This is a genomic window from Paractinoplanes atraurantiacus, assembly GCF_900215205.1.
Classification (GTDB): Bacteria; Actinomycetota; Actinomycetes; order Mycobacteriales; family Micromonosporaceae; genus Actinoplanes; species Actinoplanes atraurantiacus.
This window is the reverse complement of sequence record NZ_OBDY01000028.1, coordinates 100194-121005: the sequence shown is the minus strand read 5'-3', so window position 1 is coordinate 121005 and position 20812 is coordinate 100194. Positions and strand designations below refer to the sequence as shown.

At 71.8% G+C, this 20812-nt stretch carries 10 protein-coding genes; 4 read left to right on the top strand and 6 right to left on the bottom strand.

Features of this window, described 5'->3' with window-relative positions; translation table 11 throughout:
• Positions 1-362 precede the first annotated feature (362 nt).
• Positions 363-1610 carry an FGLLP motif-containing membrane protein gene (locus CRP55_RS40805; protein ID WP_097327359.1) on the top strand — a complete coding sequence of 416 codons (1248 nt, stop codon included), beginning with the start codon at positions 363-365 and terminating at the stop codon, positions 1608-1610.
• A 47-nt stretch (positions 1611-1657) separates the two neighbouring features.
• Here CRP55_RS40805 and tuf read toward each other — a convergent pair whose 3' ends face one another.
• Positions 1658-2848, bottom strand: coding sequence for an elongation factor Tu (tuf, locus tag CRP55_RS40800; protein WP_097327358.1), 1191 nt, complete (start codon positions 2846-2848; stop codon positions 1658-1660).
• A gap of 466 nt (positions 2849-3314) precedes the next feature.
• On the opposite strand from tuf, the gene CRP55_RS54125 reads away from it, so the two are divergent.
• Positions 3315-12068, top strand: coding sequence for a pectinesterase family protein (locus tag CRP55_RS54125; protein ID WP_218854842.1), 8754 nt, complete (start codon positions 3315-3317; stop codon positions 12066-12068).
• 24 nt (positions 12069-12092) lie between these two features.
• Here CRP55_RS54125 and CRP55_RS40780 read toward each other — a convergent pair whose 3' ends face one another.
• From CRP55_RS40780 to CRP55_RS40770, 3 genes are all read right to left on the bottom strand, one after another.
• Positions 12093-13901 carry a serine/threonine-protein kinase gene (locus CRP55_RS40780; protein ID WP_245923682.1) on the bottom strand — a complete coding sequence of 603 codons (1809 nt, stop codon included), beginning with the start codon at positions 13899-13901 and terminating at the stop codon, positions 12093-12095.
• A 174-nt stretch (positions 13902-14075) separates the two neighbouring features.
• Complete coding sequence (locus CRP55_RS40775) at positions 14076-16094, bottom strand: response regulator (protein ID WP_245923681.1); 2019 nt, start codon at positions 16092-16094, stop codon at positions 14076-14078.
• Positions 16095-16154: 60 nt separating this feature from the next.
• Complete coding sequence (locus tag CRP55_RS40770) at positions 16155-16850, bottom strand: SIR2 family NAD-dependent protein deacylase (RefSeq protein WP_097327355.1); 696 nt, start codon at positions 16848-16850, stop codon at positions 16155-16157.
• Between the two features lie 137 nt (positions 16851-16987).
• Between CRP55_RS40770 and CRP55_RS40765 the strand changes: the two genes are divergently transcribed.
• Entirely contained in the window at positions 16988-18094 is a 1107-nt protein-coding gene (locus CRP55_RS40765) for a lytic polysaccharide monooxygenase auxiliary activity family 9 protein (protein ID WP_097327354.1), read from the top strand.
• Between the two features lie 224 nt (positions 18095-18318).
• On the opposite strand, the gene CRP55_RS40760 is transcribed toward CRP55_RS40765, so the two are convergent.
• Positions 18319-19257, bottom strand: a complete 939-nt coding sequence (locus tag CRP55_RS40760; protein ID WP_097327388.1) for a ribose-phosphate diphosphokinase — start codon at positions 19255-19257, stop codon at positions 18319-18321.
• Between the two features lie 69 nt (positions 19258-19326).
• On the opposite strand from CRP55_RS40760, the gene CRP55_RS40755 reads away from it, so the two are divergent.
• Positions 19327-20157, top strand: coding sequence for an ABC transporter ATP-binding protein (locus tag CRP55_RS40755; RefSeq protein ID WP_097327353.1), 831 nt, complete (start codon positions 19327-19329; stop codon positions 20155-20157).
• Here the strand turns inward: CRP55_RS40755 and CRP55_RS40750 are convergent.
• Complete coding sequence (locus tag CRP55_RS40750) at positions 20154-20807, bottom strand: ABC transporter ATP-binding protein (RefSeq protein ID WP_097327352.1); 654 nt, start codon at positions 20805-20807, stop codon at positions 20154-20156. The genes CRP55_RS40755 and CRP55_RS40750 overlap by 4 nt on opposite strands.
• Positions 20808-20812: the final 5 nt, after the last annotated feature.

The following is a 20812-nucleotide window of genomic DNA, read 5'->3' as shown; positions in this document are numbered from 1 at the left end:
AAACTCCGGGCGGGCCTAGAAGTCGGGGTGGGCCGGGAAGTCCGGGCGGGCCTGGAAGTCGGGGTGGGCCGGAAAGTCCGGGCGGCCTTGGAAGCCGGGGCGGGCCGGGAAGTCTGGGTGGGCCGCGGAATCCGGTCGGGCCGTTGGTCGAGGGCGGGAACGGTACGTCACTGGGCGTTGTCACCGCGTTGGCGGCCTCGCCGTCGGTGGCGCCGTCGGTGAGTCCGTCCGGCGCGGCCGGGGTGCCGAGTGCGCCGGCGGCTGAGCCCCGCTCAGGGCCAGGTGGGTCGGCGCCGGGTGGCGCGCAGCAGGGCGACCGTGATGGCGTTCCGCCGATCTCCGGTAGCTGGAGCATGCCTACTGTGGATCAGCTGTCGTTCAGCTGGCCGGTTCTTGTGCTCACCGCGGGGCTGGCGGCTCTTCTCGTCATTCTGATCGCGTTTCCGGCTGAAGTCTTCAACAAGACCTTTGAGCGGAACAAGAACGAGATTCACGGCGTGATCCGGGCGCTTGGTGTGCGCGGGCCGGGGAGCGTGCCGGCCTGGCTGCAAGGTGGGCTTCTCGTGGTGACGGCGGCACTGCTGGCGCTCGCGTTCAGTGGGGACGAAGGGCCCGCGACCGTGAAGATTCCGGATGGTGGACTGGTTGCCCAAGGGCAGAGTCTGGCCGAGCAGAGCGGCAACATGCTGGCTCACGCGGTCGCGCTGCTCGTAGCCATTCCGTTGGTGATGACGGCCTACGCTGCGCCGGGGGAGCTCTATCTGCGGAGGGTGCGGCGGGGTAAGGCGGTTCTGCGGGTGCCGATGATCGCGCTCGGGGTGGCGCTCACCTGTGCGCTGGCGTCGCATGTGCTCGACCTGAAGCCGTCGTACACGTATGGGCTCTTCGCCATGTTCGTCGTGGTCCGCTTCAAGCGGCAGCCGACCGTGGGGCAGAGCGCCCGAGCCGTGTTGTGGAGCGCCGGTGGGCTGGCGGCGCTCGTCGGTGCCGCCTACCTCGGATATCAGGGCAGTTGGGCGCCGGCGCACACCGCCGGGGCGGGGTGGCTGCCCGTGCTGGGGAACGCTATCGCGTTCTGGGTCGTGGTGCTCGGGGCGGAGACGCTGGTTTTCGCGCTCATGCCGGTCAAGTTCCTCGACGGGCGCACTGTGGCCGGCTGGTGCCTGTCGCTCTGGACCGGGCTTCAGTTCCTCGCGGCCTGGTTCTTCTGGATGGTGGTCAAGGGGCGCGCCGCGGCCAACCCGCCGGGCGTCGACGATCACCAGATCCTCAAGGCGCTCTGCCTGTTCCTCGCCTTCGGGGTCGCCTCGTTCCTGTTCTGGGGCTACTTCCGGTGGCCGAACCGGCCCACCGCCCGCGAGTTCGGCGGTGCTCCGGAGCCGCCCGCGCGCCTGCCCCGCCCGGCCGACGCCGTCCGCCGCTACCGGAAGGAGGCCGCCCTGGCCCGGCAGGCGCTTCACATGGCCGGGCCGAGGGCCGGCCGTGCGGTGTGGACATCCGCCTTCCGAGCGGGCGCCGCGCTCGAAGCGGGGGCACGTCAGGCGTACGGCCGAATGCGGGTGACCATGCGGCGAGCGCGAGCGAACCCGCGTCCCTTCAGGCCGGAATGACGGAACGGCCCCGGCCTGTGAAAAGGCCGGGGCCGCCGTCTCTTGAATCAGTCGAGCAGGGCCGTCACCGTGCCGGCGGCGACCGTGCGGTTGCCCTCGCGGACCGCGAAGCCGAGGCCCACCTCGAGGGCGACCGGCTTGCCCAGGGTCACCGTGACCTTGTCCAGCGTGTCGCCGGGCATGACCAGGTCGCGGTCGCCCAGGTCGAGGCCGCCGGAGACGTCGGTGGTGTGGAAGTAGAACTGCGGCCGGTAGTTCGTCTCGAACGGCGTGTGCCGGCCACCCTCCTCCTTCGTCAGCGCGTACATGCGGGCCTCGAACTTCTGGTGCGGGGTCACCGAACCGGGCGCCGCCACCACCTGGCCGCGCTGCACCTGCTCACGCTTGATGCCGCGCAGCAGGATGGCCGCGTTGTCGCCGGCCTCGGCCGACGCCAGCGACTTGCCGAACGTCTCCATCCCGGTGGCCACGCTCGCGATCGTCGGGCCGAGACCCACGACCTCGACCGGCTCGCCGACGCGCAGCGTGCCGCGCTCGATCTTGCCGGTCACGACCGTGCCGCGACCGCTGATCGTCAGGACGTTCTCGATCGGCATCAGGAACGGCTCACCGAGCTCGCGCTCGGGCACCGGCACGTAGTCGTCGACCGCGTCCAGCAGCTCGCCGATCGAGGCCACCCACTTCGGGTCGCCCTCGAGCGCCTTCAGCGCGCTCACGCGCACCACCGGCACCTCGTCGCCCGGGAAGCCGTACTCGCTCAGCAGCTCCCGCACCTCGAGCTCGACCAGGTCGAGCAGCTCGGGGTCGTCGACGGCGTCGCTCTTGTTGAGCGCCACCACGAGATAAGGCACGCCGACCCGCTGGGCCAGCAGCACGTGCTCGCGGGTCTGCGGCATCGAGCCGTCCTGCGCGCTGACGACGAGGATCGCCCCGTCCACCTGGGCCGCCCCCGTGATCATATTCTTCACGTAGTCGGCGTGGCCGGGCATGTCGACGTGCGCGTAGTGCCGGTTCGGCGTCTCGTACTCGACGTGCGCGATGGTGATGGTGATGCCGCGGGCGGCCTCCTCCGGGGCCTTGTCGATGCCCTCGAACGCCACGTACCGGTTGGTTGCCGGGTCGCGGTCGGCGAGGACCTTCGTGATGGCGGCGGTCAGGGTCGTCTTCCCGTGGTCGACGTGACCCATCGTGCCGATGTTGACGTGCGGCTTCGTACGAACGAATTGGCTCTTGGCCATGGTCTTTGCTCAATCCTCACTGGATGCGAGGCATTCGGGGGTGCGCGCCCGCTTGCCGGGCTGAGCGCGCCAGAACCGCGCGGAGACTCCGACCCTTCCCCTGCGGTTCTGCTGCTGGTGGGGAAGGGTCAGATTCGCGTATCGACCGCAGCGCACACGGGAGCCACCACTGCGGGCAGCTGCATACCGGGCGCGAACATGCGGATCACGATAGGCGGGAACGCACGGGGCCGCGACCGAATTCCCGGGTCACACCGCGGCCCGTTTGTCCATCGGCCGGGACGGTGCCGGCGCGCTCCGGCTTGGCCAACTTGTTGATCACTTCGGCGACTCTGAGTGACGGACGGCTGCGGCTGGTCGCACTGACCTCCATATTCGCGCCCTGCATTTCACTCTCAGTCACTTCACAGGTGATCATCGAGTGTTCCCGCCTCCGGCGCGTACGTCTTGAACAGAAGAGAGCCCCATGTCGCACCACCCAGCGCGGTCGTTTCGATCGGCCGCCGTCGTCGCCCTGCTCACCGTCGCCGGTACGGGTGGCGTGGGGCTGACGGCGGCGTCGGCAGCCACCGACACCACGCCGCCCGGCGTCCCGGGCAGCCTGAAGACCGCCTACTACGGCCAGGTCGGCGTGTCCCTCAGCTGGGGCAAGGTGTCGGCGTCGGACACGGCGGGCTACCGGGTCTACCGGTCGACGGCCAAGACCGTCGTGGCCGCCACCGATCTGCTGGGCACCACGACGTCCGCGCTGACGTTCACCGACACCACGGCCGTCGCGGGCAAGACGTACTACTACGCGGTCGCCGCCGCCGATAAGAGCGGCAACGTGTCCAAGCCGTCGAGCACGGTGACCGTCAAGACCGTCGACTCCGACGCGCCGGACAAGCCGGGCGGCCTGAAACTGTCGGCGACCTCCGCCGGTGTGTCGGTGAGCTGGAGCGCGGTCGAGGCCGAGCCCGACTTCGCGGGTTACGTGGTGTCCCGCTCGTCGTCGTCGGGCGGCACCTACAGCCAGCTCACGGCGAGCCCGTACACCGCGACGTCCTACCTCGACTCGGCCGCTCCGGCCGGCAGCACGTCGTACTACCGGGTCACGGCGGTGGACCGCACCGGCAACTCCTCGTCCGCGGCGACCGGCTCGGCCGCCCGGCCGGCGAGCGCCGCCACCCCGCCGGCGGCCCCCACCGGCTTCAAGGCGACGGCGTCGTCCGCCGGCGGGGCCACGCTCACCTGGACCGCCAACGCGGGCGCCACCACCTCCGGATACGTCGTCGCCCGGGCCACCGCGGCGGCCGGCCCGTTTGTGACTCTGACCGCGGCCCCGGTCACCGGCACCAGCTACACCGACGCGACCGCACCGGCCGGAGCGACGGCGTACTACCGGCTCACCGCGGTCAACGCGGCCGGCTCCTCGGCGCCGGCCTCGGCCTCGGTGGCGATCCCCAAGGACACCACGCCCCCGGCGAAGCCGGGCAGCCTCAAGCTGACCGCCGCCACCGGAGGCATCACATTGAGCTGGTCGGCCGTGACAGCGGCCGACCTGAGCGGCTACCTGGTCTACCGGGCCGCCTCGTCCAGCGGCACCTACAGCCAGCTGACGCCGGTCCCGCTGACCGCGACGGCCTACACCGACCCGGCCGCACCCTCCGGCGCGACGTCCTTCTACCGGGTCACCGCGGTCGACACCAGCGGCAACGCCTCCTCCCCGGCGACCGGATCGGCCACCCGGCCGGTCGACACCACGGCCGTGCCGCCCACCCCGGCCGGTTTCAAGGCGGTCGCCGGCAGCACCGGCGGCGTCGTGCTGACCTGGACCGCGAACGCCACCAAGACCACGACCGGTTACGTCGTCGGGCGGGCGTCCGCCGCCTCCGGCCCGTTCACCACCCTGACCGGTGCACCGATCACCGGCACCACGCTGACCGACGCCGCCGCGCCGACCGGGGCGACGTCGTACTACCGGCTCACCGCGGTCAACGCGACCGGTTCCTCCGCGCCCGCCTCGGCCTCCGTCACGCTGCCCGTCGACACGAAGGCGCCGGCTGCACTCTCGTCCGCCAAGGCGACGGTCGCGGCCGTCGGCATGACGGTGACGTGGGCGGCCAACAAGGAGACCGACCTCGCCGGCTACACCGTGCAGAAGCGCAACGGTGACGACGTCTACGTCACCTACCTGCCGGCCGCGGGGGCCACGCTCACCGCCACCACCTTCACCGACCCCACGATCACCGAGGGGACCCGGGCCTACTTCCGGATCCGCGCCGTCGACACCTCCGGCAACGTCTCCTCCTACTCGTCGGTGACCGCGGCCAATCCGATGGTGAAGCCGGCCGCACCCAGCGGTCTCAAGGCGGCGCCCAGCACGGCCCACGGCATCAACCTGACCTGGGCCGCGAACAAAGAGACCGACCTCGCCGGCTACAACATCACCCGCTCGTCGAGCAGCGGCGGCAGCTACGTCCTGATCGGCACGCTCACCGCGGCCAAGGCCGGCACGGCACCCACGTTCACCGACACCAGCGCCCCCAAGGGCATCGCGCAGTACTACAAGCTGACCGCGCTGGACCTGGTCGGCAACGTCTCCGCCACGTCCAGCGCCGCCTCGGCCACCTCGGTCACCGACCCGGTCGCGCTGCCCATCGACTACGTCAACCTGTACGTCGCTCCGGACGGCGCGAACGGCGCCTACCGCACGGTGACGGCGGCGCTGGCGTCGATCCCGGCCACGAACCTCCAGCCGACGATGATCATCATCGCGCCCGGCACGTACCGCGAGACCTTCGAGATCACCTCACCGAACGTGGTGCTGGCCGGCGCCACCGGCGACCCGGCCGACGTCGTCATCGCCGATGACAAGGCGTCCGGCACGCCCGACCCGGCCGGCGGCACCTACGGGACCGCCGACAGCGCGACCGTCTTCGTCCCCGCCAAGAACGTGACCCTGCGCAACCTGACCGTGGCCAACACCTTCGACGAGAAGGCCCATCCCGAGATCAGCAACCAGCAGGCCGTCGCGCTGCGGGTCGAGGGCGACCGGTTCACCGCGGACCACGTCCGCCTGCTCGGCAACCAGGACACGTTGCTCGCCGACACGCCCAAGCCGACGACCCGCTCCCGGCAGTACTACGTCAACAGCTACATCGAGGGCGACGTCGACTACATCTTCGGCGCGGCCGACGCGGTGTTCGACCGGGTGACCCTGCGCTCCCTCGACCGGGGCAAGTCCGACAACGGCGCGATCACCGCGGCCAGCACGGACAAGGGCAGCAAGTACGGCTTCCTGATCGTCGACAGCAAGGTCGTCAGCTCCGCGCCGGCCGGCACCGTGCACCTGGGCCGCCCCTGGCACCCGAGCGCCGACCCGGACGCGATCGGCTCGGTGAACGTCGTCAACACCTGGCTGCCGGCCGCCATCGCGACCGACGCGCCCTGGGAGGACATGGCGACCGCGAACTCCAGCGGCGTCAAGGTCAACTTCCGGTGGCAGGACGCCCGCTTCGCCGAGTACGCCACCATCGGCCCCGGCGCGACGCTGAACGCCAACCGGCCCCAACTGACCGCCTCGCAGGCCGCCAACGCCACCCCGGCCAAGTACCTCGCCGGCAGCGACGGCTGGAGCCCGATGCTGCCGGTGACCACCACCGCGCCGGCCTCGCCGACCGGTCTGACCGCCGCCGCCGACACCCGGGTCGTCCACCTCACCTGGAACGACGACACGTCGGCCGACGTCATCGGCTGGAACGTCTACCGGGCCGACAGCGACACCGGCGCGCTGGCGAAGATCGCCGGCGTCGTCTCGCCCACCTTCAGCGACACCACCGTCACCAACGGCCAGAGCTACTCGTACGCCGTCACCGCGCTCTCCCGCAGCGGCGCCGAGTCGCCGGCCACCATCGGCGCCACCGTCAAGGTCGAGGCCGCTCCGCTGGTCGCCGACCTCACCGTCGACCCGGCTGCCACCGCCGACGGGAAGACCGTCTTCACCACGATCACCGCCGCGCTCGCCGCCGCACCGGCCGGAACCGCGACCGACCCCACAGTCATCTCGGTGGCCGCGGGCACGTACGACGAGTACCTCACGATCGCCAAGCCGTACGTCATCGTCGTCGGCGCCACCGGCGCCGCCACCGATGTGGTCATCAACGGCAACCGGGCGGCCGGCACCCCGATCCCCGGCGCCGCGCCCAACCCCGACGGCACCGTCGCCACCTACGGCACGTCGGGCAGCGCCACCGTGGTCGTCACCGGCAACTCGGTGCAGATGCGCGACCTGACCATCCAGAACTCGTACAAGGAAGGCACCTACGCCAACGGGCAGGCGGTGGCCCTGCGCACGGTCGGCGACAAGCTCGTCTTCGACAACGTGCGGCTGCTCGGCAACCAGGACACCCTCTACGCCAACTCCCCGGGCACCACCGTCGCGTCCCGCGTCTACTTCCACGACGCCTGGATCGAGGGCGACGTCGACTTCCTGTTCGGCCGGGCCACCGCCGTCTTCGACCACAGCACGCTGAAGGCCCTCGACCACGCCACCTCCCCCAACGGGGCGGTGACCGCGGCCAGCACCGACATCAGCCAGAAGTACGGCTTCCTGATCACCGACAGCCGGATCATCGGCAGCGCGCCCGACGGCTCGCAGAACCTCGGCCGCCCCTGGCAGCCCGGCAAGACCCAGGCCGACGGCACCAGCGTCAAGGACGACAACGCCCTCGGCCAGGTCGTCGTCCGCGACTCCTGGCTCGGCCCGGTGGTCAGCACCACCGCCACCTGGACCAACATGACCAACAGCGGCGTGGTCACCGACTGGCGCACCGCCCGGTTCGCCGAGTACGGCAACACCGGTCCCGGCAGCGTCACCACCGCCACGGCCGACCGCCCGCAGTTGACCGCCGCGCAGGCCGGGGATTACACCGCGACGGCGTACCTGGCCGGCACGGACGGCTGGAACCCGGTCGTCGACGCCGCGCCGGACACCGCGCCGGCCCCGGTGACCGGTCTGGTCGCCGGCGGGGGCGACAAGGCCGTCACCCTCACCTGGAACGACAGCCCCGAGAGCGACGTCGTCGGCTACCTGGTCTACCGGGCCGACCAACTGGTGGCCACCGTCACCAAGGCGGCGTACACCGACAAGGCCGTCACCAACGGCACCGCGTACACGTACACGGTCGTCGCGGTCGACGCCGCCGGGAATGCCGCCGCCGCGTCCGCCCCGGCCACCGCCACCCCCAACCCGGTGCCGCTGGTGGCCGACCTGACCGTCGCCGCCGACGGCAGCGGCGACTACGCGACGCTGCAGGCCGCGGTGAACGCCGCGCCGGCCGGCACCGCCGCCCGGCCCACGGTCATCCTCGTCAAGCCGGGCACCTACCGGCAGGTGGTGACGATCGCCAAGCCCTACCTGGTGATCGCCGGCGCCTCCGGCAACGCCCGGGACGTCGTGCTGACCTTCGACAACGCGAACGGCACCCCGGCCGGACCGGCCACCTGCCCGACCATCACGACCGCGACCTGCGGCACCTCCGGCAGCTTCACCGTCGCCGTCACCGCGAGCAACGTGACGGTCCGCGACCTGACGATCGCCAACACGTTCGAGGCGGCCAAGCACCCGGAGATCGGCAACTACAACACCCAGGCCGTGGCCCTGAAGGCCACCGGTGACCGGCAGGTCTACCGCAACGTGCGCCTGCTCGGCGTGCAGGACACCCTGCTCGCCGACTCGGCCGGCGCGATCTCGGCCACCGGCGCCGGTTACGCCCGGCAGTACTACTACGACAGCTTCATCGAGGGCAACGTCGACTTCGTCTTCGGCCGCGCCACCGCCGTCTTCGACCGGGTCACGATCCACGCCACCGCGCACAATGGGGGCACGATCTTCGCACCCAGCACGGCGTCGAAGAACCCGAACGGCTACCTGGTGACCGGCAGCCGGATCGTCAGCGCCAACGACCCCGGCACGTTCTCCCTGGGCCGCCCGTGGCAGGGCTGGGCCGACGGCGCTCAGCCGGACAACTCCCGGGGTCAGCTCACCATCCGCGACACCACGATCAACGACGGCATCGACACGGCCAGGCCGTGGGCCGACTTCGCCCCGCTCACGTGGTCCGACGGACGCTTCACCGAGTACCGCAACACGGGTGCCGGCGCGACGGTGAACGGCAACCGGCCGCAGTTGTCCGATGCCGACGCCACCGCCCGTACCACGGCGAAGTACCTCGCCGGCACGGACGGATGGGATCCGGTCGCCGACGCCACCACCGACGTGGCGCCGGCCGCCCCGGCCGGGTTGACCGCGCAGGGCGGCGCCGCGCAGGTCTCGCTCGCCTGGGACGAGAACACCGAGGCCGACGTGACCGGCTACGCCGTCTACCGGAGCACCGGCACCGGCGCGGTGCCCGTGGACGCCGCCCACCGCGTCGGCGGCGCGCTGCTGACCCGGGCCGGCCTGGTCGACACCGGACTGTCCAACGGCACCACCTACAGCTATGTGGTGGTCGCCGTCGACGCCGCCGGGCACGTCTCCGCCGCCTCGGCGACGGTGACCGCCACCCCCGCGCTGCGGGTGGACGCGACCGTCCGCGCGGACGGCACCGGCACCTTCCCGACCCTGCAGGCCGCCCTCGACGCCGCCCCCGGCACGAGGGACTGGGTGGTCTCGGTGGGCGCCGGCGCCTACACCGGCCCGGTGACGGTGTCCAAGGCCGGGGTCACCCTGCTGGGCGCGACCGGGGACCCGCGCGACGTCGTCCTCACCAGCGCCACCGCCACCGCCGCGCTGTCGATCACCGGCTCTTCGGTGACGGTCCGGGACCTGACCGTGCGCAACACCACCACGTCCGGCGCCGCCCCGGCGGTGTCCATGACCGGCGACAAGGTGCTGCTCCAGCACGTCGCCCTCAAGGGCAACAACCGCACGGTCTTCGCCGACACGTCCACCTACACGGCCGCGGCCCGGCAGATGATCGACGACTCCACGATCGAGGGGACCAGCGACATCGTTCTAGGCCGGGCCACCCTGGTGATCAACAAGACGGCCGTCACGGTCAACGCCGCCGGCGGCACCGTGCTCACGCCGAGCACCGCGAGCACGTTCCCGGGCATGCTGCTGATCAACAGCACCGTCGTCACGCCGGCCGGTGTGACCGGGGTGCAGCTCGGCCGTCCGTACCGGGCCTGGGGCGACCAGTACACCCCCAACTCGGTGGGCCAGGCGGTCGTCCGGGACACCGATCTCGGCGCGGGCGTCACCACCACCAAGCCGTGGGGAACCGGACCGGCCGGCGAGCCGTGGACCCTCGGCCGGCTGGCCGAGTACGCCAACACCGGCGACGGCGCCGGGATCAACGACAACCGGCCCCAGCTCAGCCCGGCCGCCTCGGTGACCGTGACAGTCGGCGACTGGCTCGGCGCCGGCACCTGGTACCCGTCCGTCGCCGCTCCGGCCACCCCGGCCGACGTCACCGCGCCGACGGCGCCCGGCCCGCTCACGGCCGTTGCCGGCGACAAGTCGGTCGGCTTGAGCTGGACCGCCCCCGGCGATGCCGACCTCGCCGGCTACCGGCTCTACCGCGCCATCGGCACGGCCGTCACTCCCGGCCCGGCCACTCTGGTCGCGTCGGGGCTGCGGGGCACGTCGTACACCGACTCCGGGCTCGTCAACGGCACGGGGTACGCCTACGCGCTGGTGGCCGTCGACACCGCCGGTAACACGTCGGTGGCGGCGACGGTGCGGGCCACCCCGGCCGACAGCGCGCCGCCCGCGGCGCCGGCCGGGCTCAAGGCCGGCGCCGGCGACGGGAAGCTGACGCTGACCTGGGCCGCGAACCGGGAGAGCGACCTGGCCGGATACAACGTCTATCCGGCCGGCGGCACCACCGCGCTCAACGGCGCCCTGCTCACGGGTACCAGCTACACCGTGACCGGGCTCGACAACGGAACCACCTACCGGTACACGGTCACGGCCGTCGACACCGCGGGCAACGAGTCGCCCGCGTCGGCGCCCGTCGAGGGCACGCCCGCCCCCGGCGACAGCATCGCCCCGGCGGCGCCGGGCGCGCCGCGCACCGTCCTCGGCAAGGGCTCGGTGACCGTCACCTGGGCCGCGGTGAGCGACAGCGACCTGGCCGGCTACGACGTCTACCGCTCGGCCGGGGGCGCCGAGCCGAGCCGGATCGCCACCGGCGTCACCGGTACGTCCTACGCGGACACCACGGTCACGGTCGGCACGGCGTACTCGTACACAGTGGTCTCGACGGACACCGCGGGCAACGCCTCGGACCCGTCGGCGGCCGCGACCGCGACCCCGGTCAAGGTGGACGTCGTGGTGGCCGCCGACGGCTCCGGCGACGCGACCACGGTCGCCGGCGGCCTCGCGCTGCTGGCCGACAACGCCGACTACACCACACAGGGCTACCGCGTCGTGCTGATCAGGCCGGGCACGTACACCGGCACGGTCACCAGCGGCAACCGCTACGGCGTGACCCTGCTCGGCGCGACGGACGACCCGGCCGACACGGTCCTGACCGCGGGCGGCACCGGGGCCACGGCCACGGTGACCCTGTCCGGCAACCAGTGGACTCTGCGCAACCTGACGGTCGCCAACACCAACGGGGCGGCCTCGGCCGGCGCGCAGGCGACGGCCCTGCAGGTCAAGAGCGGCGACAAGGACGTGTTCGACAACGTCCGCCTCCTGGGCGACAAGCAGGCGCTGCTGCTCAGCACGGCGAACGTGACCACCTTCAGCCGGCTCTACTTCCGCCGGGCGTACGTCGAGGGCGGCGCCGACATGGTGCTCGGCCGCGCGGTGGCGGTGTTCGACCGCAGCACCTTCCACGTGCTGTCGCGCCCCGGCGCCAGCCTGACCGACTCGTCGATCAGCAGCGCCTCACCGTACGGGTTCCTCATCACGGACAGCACCATCCTCACCGACGGAGCGGCCAACTCGATCTATCTGGGCCGGCCGTACAGCAACACCGGGCAGGCGCAGGTGGTGGTGCGTGACTCCGTCCTCGGCGCGGGCGTCAACACGGCCCAGCCGTGGAACAACTGGGACGCCGCCACCCCGTGGACGGCCGGGAGGTTCTTCGAGTACCGCAACAGCGGGCCGGGCGCGGCGGTCGCCGACGCCGGGACCCGGCCGATGCTGAGTGACGCCGACGCGGCGAACTACACCACGCGGAAGTACCTCGCCGGCGCCGACGGCTGGAATCCAGCCGGCGCCTGAGCCGCTGATGGGCCGGCGGCCGGATCACCACTCGAAGGTGGAGCCCCTCGCGGTGTTGGCGAGGGTCCGGCCGTCGCGCTCGTAGCGGTAGGAGACGACGACGGTGTAGCTGCGGCCGCGGGTGGGCTGGGCGCCGGCCGGGCCGCAGCTGCGGGTGGCGGCGTCGCCGTCGAAGGTCAGGCCGTCGCACGTCTTCGGGCCGGCGACGGTGCGGCCGGAGCCGGCGTCGCGCAGCGAGACGGTGATGCTGCCGCGGGCGCCGTTGCCGGGCGCGGTCAGCGAGGCCTGGTAGCGGATGTCGCGGCCGAGCATCTGGCACGGCTTGACGCCGAGGCCGGTGCGGTTGCGGAAGTCGATGGCGAACGACTGGGTGCAGTTCCAGGGCCCGTACGGCTTGGCCTCGGGTTGCGGTGAGCGGGTCGGTTGCGCCTTGCTCGTGGTCACGGGCTTCGGGCGTACGGCCGCAGGGGTCGGAGAAGTCACGACGGCCGCAACGCCCGGACGGACCCGGGGAACGCTCCCGGCCCGGGTCGTCGCCGCGGGCGGCTGGGGAGCGGCGGCGTCCCGGGTGGCCGACTTGCGCTGGGTCTGCTGCTGTTGCTGTCGCTGCGGAGCGGGCACGGTGATGACCTGTGGCGCGGCCAAGTCCTGGGTCCCGCCGTCGGCGCGGCCGATGTGCCAGGCGGTGGTCACCACGGCCGAGACGGCCATCGCGCCGGCCACCATCGACAGGGTCGCGCCGGGACGGGCCCAGCGCCAGCTCGGCGCGGCGTTGCGGCGTTGCTCGCGGCGGGGCTTGGGGACGATCGACCGCGGGTGCGGCGCCGGCTCCTGCCTTTCGGCGGGCTCCCGCATCCCGGCCGGCTCCCGCCCCAGGGCCGAGTCCCGCTGCCGCGCCGGAGCCGGCGCCGGTTCTGGTGGCGGCGTGAGGGCGGGCGCCTCGCTCAGCTTGATCGCCAGGTCGGAGAGCTCGGCCACCAGCTCGGCCGCCGTCGGGCGCAGCCGCGGCTTCTGCTCCATGCAGGCCGTGATCACCTCCCAGAGCTCGTCCGGGATGCCGGGCCGGCGCTCGGGCGCGCCCTCGAGGTGCAGGCGCATCAGATCGGGGATCGAGTCGCTGCGGTACGGCGGGTAGCCGCTGACCAGCTCGTACAGCAGCACGCCGAACGCGTACACGTCGGTCGCCGGGCTGGCCGTCGACCCGCGGAACGCCTCCGGCGCCATGTAGTGCGGCGTGCCGAAGACCGAGCTGGGCGTGGTCATGCTCGGGGTGTTGAGGATGCGGGCCACGCCGAAGTCGGTGAGCCGGGTCTCGGGCGGCCCGTCGCCGGTGTCGAGCAGGATGTTGTCCGGCTTGAGGTCGCGGTGCACCACGCCGAGCTCGTGCGCCTCGGCCAGGGCGGCGGCGACCTGCGCGGTCAGCCGGGCCGCCTCGCCGGGCGCGATGGTGTGCTCGTCGCGCAGCAGGTCGCGCAGGTTGCCGCCGGCGACGAGGTCCATCACGAGGCCGAGGGTCTCGCCGACGCTGAACAGGTCGCGGACCCGGACCACGTTGCGGTGGCGCAGCATCCGCAGGATCGTGCGCTCCTGCACGAAGCGGGTGACCAGCTTGGGTTGGCGCAGCAGGCTCTCGTGCAGGAGTTTCACCGCCACCGACTCGCCGGACGTGCGGTCCAGGGCCTCCCAGACGGTGCCGGTGGCACCTTGGCCGATCGGGCGTTGCAGGACGTACGAGCTGCCGACGCACCGCCCGCTGAGGTCCATGGTCGACGTGCCGTCCGCTTCGGCGCGGCCTGCGCGGTTTGCCCGATCCCTCGTGCGATCCTGGGTCACTCGGCGTCCTTCCCCATCCAACCGGCCCCGTCCACCGCCCCGGAGGCGGCCGACCAAGTCGTACAGACCCGGAATATTGCTGTTTGTCCGGATCGGATGGCAAGCTTTGAAGCCCGAGTTCGCACCTTTGGTAGGAGTCCTGGGATTCCCGTTACCCGCTGGGGCGGCCCTCGTTCAGGAGGTAGTCGGCTGCGGCCCGCACAGGGTGCGGATCGCGCCCAGCAGGGTCGATCGGGTGAACGGCTTCTCGATCAGCATGCTGTTGTCGTCGAGGTGCAGCTGCGGGCCGAGCGACGCCGCGGTGTAGCCCGACATGAAGAGCACCGGCAGGTCCGGGCGGTGCGTGCGCAGCGCCGAGGCCAGCTCGGGCCCGGTCATCGTCGGCATCACCACGTCGGTGATCAGCAGGTCGGGGTGGGCGCCGCCGGCCACCTGGGTGACCGCCTGCAGCGCGTCGGTGGCCACCGTGATCGCGTAGCCGGCCGGCTCGATGAGCCGCTGCACGAGCTGGGCCACCTCCGGTTGATCCTCGACGATCAGCACCCGGCCGATGACCGACGCCGCGCCCTGACGGCCCTCGGCCGAGGCCGGCTTCTCGTCGGCCGCCGGCAGGTAGAGGTGCACGGTGGTGCCCATCCGGGGCGCCGACTCCAGCTCGATGTGCCCGCCCAGCCCCTGCACGATGCCGGCCGTGGTGGCCAGCCCCAGGCCGGCCGCCGTCGGGCGCGTGGTGAAGAACGGCTCCAGCGCGCGCCGGCGTACCTCCTCGGTCATGCCCGCGCCCGTGTCGGTGATGACCATGTGCACGAGCCGGCCCGGCGGGATGCCCTCCTCCCGGGCCTTGTCCGCCTCGATCAGCTCGTTCATCGCGGCCACCCGCAGCATGCCGCCGTGCAGCATCGCGTCGCGGGCGTTCGCGGCCAGGTTGACCAGCGCCTGCTCCAGAGGGCCGCGCTCCGCCCGTACCGGCCAGACGTCCGGCCCGAAGGCCAGGTCGAGGCCGATGTGCTCGCCGAGCGTGCGGCTGAACAGCGACTGGACGTCGGTGAGCAGGTCCGGGATCGGGATGATCTCGGGGCGGTTGCCCTCGCTGCGGCCGAACGCCAGCAGCTGGTGGGTGAGGGTGCGGCCGGTGCCGACCGCCTCCAGGATGTCCGCCGCCAGCTTGTGCGTCGGGTGCTCCTCGGGCGTGGTCGACGTGATCATCTCGGCCGAGCCGCCGACCACGGTCAGCAGGTTGTTGAAGTCGTGCGAGATGCCGCCGATGAGCTGGCTCAGGCTGTCGAGCCGGCGCAGGTGATCGAGCTGGCGCTTGAGGCCGCGGGCGTCGATGTGGTCGGTGGTGTCGGTGACCATGCAGACCACGCCGTTGAAGGTGCCGTGGTCGTCGGTCAGCGGCATCATGCTGATCCGCACGCTGCGCTGCGAGCCGTCGGCGCGCATGAGCCGGGTCGCGCCCACCGTCGAGCGGCCCTGCATGCACTCGTTGATGCGCCGGTTGAGCTCCTTCTGCCCCTGGTCGTTGAGGAAGCCGCGCATCGACACCCCGACCAGCTGCGAACGGGGCATGCCGAGGACCACGCCGATCGGCTCGTTGGCGTACGTGATGACGCCGTCGTGGTCGAGTTGCAGCACACCCTCGGGGATCGTCTCCAGGACCCGGCGATACCGCTCCTCGCTGGCCCGCAGCCGCTCCAGGGCGCGGGCACTCGAACAGGCCAGGGCCAGCTCACCGGCGATGTCGCGGGCGAGCTCGACCTCCGCCGTCGAATAGAAGGAGCCGGTCGCCTCGCGGGTCAACACCAGATAGCCGGCGTACGTGTTGTCGACGATCACCGGGCACAGGACCGCCGCGTGGATCTCGTGTTCCTCGCCGGCCAGGGGCTCGACGCCGTCGCCGGCCAGCACGATCGGGCGCCGGCTGGCCGCCATCGCGGTCGAGAAGTCGTCGTCCGGGAGCTGGTCGACATGGTCGAGCACCCGCGACAGCGACTGCGAGCGCTGCTCGTCGATGTGGTGGTACGTGATGCCGTCGTACCGGCCGTCATCACGCAGCAGTTGCACGCCCGCGCCGTCACCGATCATGTCGGCGGCCGCGCGCGCCGCCGTGGACTGCACCGCCGCCGGATCGTGCGAGACCCGGCTGAGCGCCAGGGCCAGGTCGGCGAGCGCGTACCGGAGGGGGTAAGCCATGACACCCATGACGACATGATCCGCGCCGTACGGGGTGCTTGGTGGCGGTTCGCCAGGTTTTTACCCTGTGGCTTCCCTGAGGATCGCGGGCAACAGCGTGGCCGCCGTGCCCCGCAGGTTCACCGCCGCCACCTCGTCGAGCGGCGTCGGCCGCGGGTTGACCTGGATGACGGCGGCGCCGTTCACGGCGGCCACGTGCGGGATCTCGGCCGCCGGGTAGACCAGGCCGGACGTGCCCACGGTGATCAGCAGGTCGCAGCTCTCGGCCGCCTCGACCGCTCTGGCGAGGGCCGCGGCCGGCAACTGCTCACCGAACCAGACCACGCCGGGCCGGGACCGGCCACCACACTCGGCACAGACCGCGCCGGTGGTCGCGCGCCCGCAGTCGAAGCAGCGCGGGGCGAACAGGCTGCCGTGCAGGTGGATCGGGTCAGCCGAGCCGGCCCGCTCGTGCAGGTCGTCGACGTTCTGAGTGATCAAGGTGCCGCCGATTTCCGCCACCGCCTCGTGGCCGGCGTTGGGCGCGGCTTTCTCGACGGCGGCGCGGCGCCACTCGTACCAGCTCCAGACCAGCTCCGGGTCTTTCTCGAAGGCCTCGGGGGTGGCCAGCTCCTCGGGGCTGAAACGTGCCCAGAGCCCGGTCAGCGAGTCGCGGAAAGTGGGGATGCCACTCTCGGCCGACATGCCGGCCCCGGTGAAGACGACGACGGCGCCGGCGTCTCTGAGCAGAGCAGCGGCAGCGCGCACGGATTCCATGCGTTATTTGTACCCGGTGACACTTATTGACATTAATCGATTCAACGGTCAGGGTGATGTCCACGCGCCGGCAACCCCCGCGGAGACTGAGGGCAGTCCTCCGCAAGTTCTCCAGACACCGCGGAGCACGAGCCCTCATGCGTACGAAACCCTTGATAGTCAGCGCGATGGCCGGCGTCCTCATCGCCGCCGTCGCCCTCCTCGCCCCCTCCAGTCCCGCGTCGGCCCACGGCAACGTGACCGGGCCCGCGTCGCGCAACTACGGCTGCTACGAACGCTGGGGCAGCAAGTTCCAGGACCCGACCATGGCCACCCTCGACCCGATGTGCTGGCAGGCGTGGCAGGCCAACCCGAACGCCATGTGGAACTGGAACGGCCTGTTCCGTGAGGGCGTGGCCGGCAACCACCAGGCCGCCATCCCCGACGGGCAGCTGTGCAGCGCCGGCCACACCGAGAGCGGCCGCTACAACGCGATGGACGCCGTCGGCAACTGGCAGGCGGCGAACATCGGAAATTCCTTCGACGTACGCCTCTTCGACGGCGCCCGCCACGGCGCCGACTACATCTGGGTGTACGTGACGAAGCCCGGCTTCGACCCGACGACACAGGCCCTGAGATGGTCCGACCTGCAGAAGGTGGCCGAGATCGGCAACACTCCCGCCGCACAGTGGCCGGAGCAGCTGAGCAACGGCGTCGCGATCAGCACACCGGTGCGCCTCTCGGGCCGCAGCGGCCGGGCCATGGTCTACACGATCTGGCAGGCCAGCCACGCCGACCAGTCCTACTACTTCTGCAGCGACGTCAACTTCGGCGGCACCACCACGACGCCGCCCCCGACGACACCGCCACCGACCACGCCTCCGCCCAGCACCCCGCCGCCCACCACCCCGCCGCCCAGCACCCCTCCGCCCACCACCCCGCCGCCGACTACCACTCCCCCGCCGGCGACGGGCGCCTGCTCGGCCACGTATTCGGTGAGCAGCCAGTGGCAGGGCGGCTACCAGGGCACCGTGACGGTGACGGCCGGCGCGGCCGCGATCAGCGGTTGGCGAGTGACGCTGGCCTACCCATCGGCGGTCTCGGTGCAGCAGGGCTGGAACGCCACAGTCAGCGCCAGCGGCTCCACCGTGACCGCAACGAACGCCTCCTACAACGGCTCCTTGGCCGCCGGGGCGTCGACATCGTTCGGCTTCATCAATTCCGGCATCCCAGCCACACCCACAGCAACCTGCGGCACCGTCTGACACCCACGCCCAGAGCGACCCGAGGCACCACCTAGCGCTGGCCGCCTCGGGGAGTTACATTCATCAATGGGAGCGCTCCCAGCTACTTCTGTACACCCCCTCGGCGAAAGGAGCTGAGCCCGACCCGGCGGATGAAACTGTGCTCGCGGGGGACGGAGTCTTGCCCTCCCCGTCCCCCTCCATCCCGCGCTCAAGCGAACAGCGCACTCAAGCGAACAGCGCACTCAAGCGAACAGCGCGCTCACCGACTCGCCGTTGTGGATTCGGCGCATTGCCTCGGCCAGGGCCGGCGCCACCGACAGGACCGTCAATTTGTCGGTCTGGTTGGCGGCCGGGATCGGCACTGTGTTCGTACAGACGATCTCCTCGATGTCCTTCTCAGCCGAGAGCCGCTGCACCGCGTCCGCCGCGAACAACCCATGCGTGCACGCGACCCGCACACTGTTCGCGCCGCGCTCACGCAGCCGGTCCAGCAGCTCGAAGACCGTGCTGCCCTTGGCGATCTCGTCGTCCAGCACGATCACGTCCTTGCCGGCCACGTCGCCGATCACCGTGCTGATCACGACCTTGTCGTCGGCGAACCGCTGCTTCGCGCCCGCCGCCACCCCCACTCCCAGGAGCCGCGCGAACGCCGCCGCCTCCTTGGCGTTGCCCAGATCCGGCGAGACCACGACTGTGTTGCTCAGGTCGTACACCTTGAAGTGGTCGGCCAGCTCCCGCAGCGCGTGCAGATGGTCGACCGGGATGCTGAAGAAGCCGTGCACCTGCGGCGCGTGCAGCGTCATGGCCAGCACCCGGTTGGCGCCCGCCGTCGTCAGCAGGTCGGCCACCAGCCGGCCACCGATGGAGATGCGCGGCGCGTCCTTCTTGTCGCTGCGGGCGTACGCGTAATGCGGCATCACCACCGTGATGCGCCCGGCCGAGGCGCCCCGGGCCGCGTCCAGCATGAACAGCAGCTCGACCAGGTTCTCCTGGGTCGGCGGCACCAGCGGCTGGATCAGGAAGACGTCCCGTTCGCGGCAGTTGCCCTGCAACTGCACCTCGATGACGTCGTTGGCGAACCTCGATGTTTTGGTCGGCAGCAGCGGCACGCCGAGGTGGTGGCAGATCTCGGCGGCGAGTTCGGTATGGGCGGATCCGGAGAAAACGGCGATGTCACGCACGCGCACACCCTAGAATGCGGCCGCGTAGCGGGTCGTCACCAGGCCGCACCCTTCGCTAGCGTGTGGCGCATGAACGGACTCGCCGTCGCCTGCCGCCGCGTGGTGCACATCTACCGTGCCGAGGCCGGCGACGTCGTCGCCCTCGCCGGTGTCGACCTGTCCATCGCGCCGGGCGAGACCATCGCCCTGGTCGGGCCGTCCGGTTCCGGCAAGTCCACCTTGATCGCCCTGCTGGCCGGGCTGATGCGCCCGTCCGCGGGCCGGATCAACATCGGCACGTACGACATGGGCAAGCTCTCCGACAGCGAGGTCAGCCGCCTGCGCGGCACCGAGATCGGCGTCGTCCTGCAGGGCGCCGCCCGCAACCTGCTGCCGTACGCGTCGCTGCACCGCAACATCTGGCTCGCCCAGCGCCGGGCCGCGCACAGCCGCGGCATCACGCTCGACGACCCCGACCGCATCCTCGACCTGGTCGGCCTGCCCGGCCAGGGCCGTCAGCGCCTGTCCGACCTGACGCCGGGCGGCCGGCAGCGGGCCGCCCTGGCCGTGGGCATCGCCACCGGCCCCGGCCTGCTACTGGTCGACGAGCCGACGAGCCGCCTCGACACCGCCGGCCGCGACGAGGTCCTCGCGGCCATGGAGACGGTGAACGCCGAGCGCCAGACCACGATCGTCGTGGTCACCCACGACAACGAGGTCGGCGCCCGCCTGGGCCGGGCCGTGACGATCCGCGACGGCCGGGTCGGCGCCGAGGGCCGCGACGGCCAGGATTTCGCCGTGGTCGCCGGCGACGGCACCGTGCAGCTGCCCCCGGAGGTGCTGGGCAGTTATCCGCCCGGCACCCTGTTCACCGTCCAGCACGTCGACGGCGAAGTCACACTGGTCCCCGGGGAGCATTAGGGACGGGCCCAGACCGCCTCACCGTCGGCCAGGTGCAGCTCCCGGTCGCAGGCGGCCGCGGCCTCGGGGTCGTGGGTGGCGAAGACGACGGCCACGCCCCGGGCCGCCTCGGCCTTGAGCAGTTCGATCACGCGCTGGCGGTTGGCCGCGTCGAGCTCGCTGGTGATCTCGTCGGCCAGCAGGACGTCGCCGCGCAGGGCCAGGCCCCGGGCGATCGCTGTGCGCTGCTGCTGGCCGCCCGACAGCTCCTCGATGAGCTGGTTGGCCTGAGCCGACAGGCCCAGCGGCTCGAGTGACTCGGCCGTGCGGCGGCGGGCCTCGGCCGCCGTGCCGCCGGTGGCGATGACGGCCACCGAGATGTTCTCGGCCGCGGTCAGGATCGCGGCCAGCCCGTTGTCCTGCGGGATCAGCACGATGCCCAGCTTCACCGCCTGGTCGCGGTCGGTGACCTTCTCGCCGTCGGCCAGCACCAGCCCGGTCACCGGCGGCAGCAGCCCGGCCATGGCGCTGAGCAGTGTGGTCTTGCCCGCCCCGGACGTGCCTGTGACGGCCAGGATCTCGCCGGGGTTGGCCTGCACGGTGACGCCGCGCAGCACCGGCGCGTCGTCTCCCCAGGCGATGTCCGCCTCTTCCACGTCGAGCGTCGTCATCAGGG